Genomic DNA, 1,874 nt, shown 5'->3' on the forward strand with positions numbered 1-1,874 from the left:
CTTCATAGTGCTCCTTTTCTGTTCTGTCGTGTCCGCGGCCGGATCGCGGCGGCGGACGAGTTTACGTTTCGTGTAAACGCCGCGAAAATTTAACAAAACAGAAAAGATTAAGACACTAATCAACGTTGCAGAACGCCCACAGACTTGCAAATGGTGCATAAAGCGTTGTGGCGCCGCGACAATTTCTCAATTTAGTGCGTCGCCGCATGACGTTGGCGCTACCTGTCAACCCTACCGCCAAAGGGGCGCGCGCAAGCCCCGGAGCGGCGCTTCGCCTAGCCCTGCGGGATCTCGATCTTGACTTCGAGGACCTCCAGGTTGTCCTGGCGCTCCAGGCTCACGCGCAGGTCCTGGTCACTGATTTTCACGTATTTCGAAATCACCGCGACCAGTTCGCGTTGCAGGGCGGGCAGATAGTCGGCCGGCGCCGAATGGCCGGTGCGTTCATGGGCGAGGATGATCTGGAGCCGCTCCTTGGCAACGGAGGCGGATTTCTTTTTCTCGCCGAGCAGGAAGGACAGAATCGACATGATGGCAGGCCCTCCTTACTTGTTGCCGAAGATGCGGGAGAGCAGCCCCGGCTTCTGGTAGTCGGTGAAACGCATCGGCTTGTCCTTGCCGAGGAAGCGGTCGACCACGTCGCCATAGGCGTCGGCCACGTCGCTGCCTTCCAGGTGGATGGCCGGCGTGCCCTGGTTGGACGCATGCAGCACCGCTTCCGATTCCGGCACCACGCCGATCAGCTTGATGCGCAGGATCTCCTGGATATCGGTCAGCGACAGCATTTCGCCGCCATGCACGCGCTTCGGGTTGTAGCGCGTGATCAGCAGGTGTTCCTTGATCGGCTCGCCGCCTTCGCTGGCGCGCTTGGTCTTCGAGGCCAGGATGCCGAGGATGCGGTCAGAGTCTCGCACCGAGGAGACTTCCGGATTGGTCACGACCAGCGCTTCGTCGGCGAAATACATGGCCAGCAGGGCGCCCGACTCGATGCCGGCGGGCGAGTCGCACACGATGAACTCGAAGCCCATGTCGATCAGGCCGTTGATGACCTTCTCCACGCCTTCCTTGGTCAGGGCGTCCTTGTCACGCGTCTGCGAGGCCGGCAGGATGAACAGGTTCTCGCACTTCTTGTCCTTGATCAGGGCCTGGTTCAGGTTGGCTTCGCCCTGTACCACGTTGACCAGGTCGTAGACCACGCGGCGCTCGCAACCCATGATCAGGTCTAGGTTGCGCAGGCCGACGTCGAAGTCGATCACGGCAGTCTTGTGGCCACGCAGGGCCAGGCCGGCAGAGAAGCTGGCGCTGGTGGTGGTCTTGCCTACGCCCCCCTTGCCGGAGGTCACAACGATGATTTTTGCCATGGCTCTTGGATCCAGTAATGGTTGAAGCTTGCGCTGCTGTGGTCGGTGCTCTGCGGCGGTGTTACTTCATCCGGAGCGGTTCGAGGATCAGTTTTTCCCCGGCCAGCCTTACCTGGGCGGGCTTGCCCAGCACATCGGCGGGCAAGGACAGTTCGCCGGTGCGGTAGATGCCGGCGATGGAAAGCAGTTCGGGCTCCAGGCAGGTGCAGAAGATGCGCGCCTGCGCGTCGCCCTTGACGCCCGCCAGCGCGCGGCCGCGCAGCGGGGCATAGATATGGATGTTGCCTTCGGCGATGACCTCGGCGCCGTAGCTGACCAGGTCGAGGATCACCACGTCGCCGGCGGCGTAGATCTGCTGGCCCGACCGCAGCGGCTTGTCGATCAGCAGGGTGGGCACGCTGCGCGCGGCGGCTTGCGCCACGGTGGCGGCCACCGCCTCGGCCGTAGCCGCCGCCGGGGCCGCCCCGGGAGCCGGCTCGGCCGGGGCTTGCGCCTGCCCGCCGGCCGGTGCCC

At 63.6% G+C, this 1,874-nt stretch carries 3 protein-coding genes; all 3 read right to left on the reverse strand.

Features of this window, described 5'->3' with window-relative positions; translation table 11 throughout:
* Positions 1–275 precede the first annotated feature (275 nt).
* Positions 276–530 carry a cell division topological specificity factor MinE gene (minE, locus tag AC1DK4_RS40580; protein ID WP_006164360.1) on the reverse strand — a complete coding sequence of 85 codons (255 nt, stop codon included), beginning with the start codon at positions 528–530 and terminating at the stop codon, positions 276–278.
* 15 nt (positions 531–545) lie between these two features.
* Positions 546–1,361 (reverse strand): septum site-determining protein MinD, encoded by an 816-nt coding sequence (gene minD, locus AC1DK4_RS40585; protein WP_441620047.1) that lies wholly within the window; start codon positions 1,359–1,361, stop codon positions 546–548.
* 61 nt (positions 1,362–1,422) lie between these two features.
* Positions 1,423–1,874: septum site-determining protein MinC (gene minC, locus AC1DK4_RS40590; RefSeq protein ID WP_477132262.1), on the reverse strand; the 452-nt coding region annotated here is incomplete at its 5' end.

The sequence above is a fragment of the Cupriavidus sp. 05N38 genome, assembly GCF_056397345.1.

What these genes read in the sequence shown, in the direction of transcription:
- minD (WP_441620047.1), bottom strand. Translation starts at nt 1,361, where the DNA reads ATGGCAAAAATCATCGTTGTGACCTCCGGCAAGGGGGGCGTAGGCAAG.
- minE (WP_006164360.1), bottom strand. Translation starts at nt 530, where the DNA reads ATGTCGATTCTGTCCTTCCTGCTCGGCGAGAAAAAGAAATCCGCCTCC.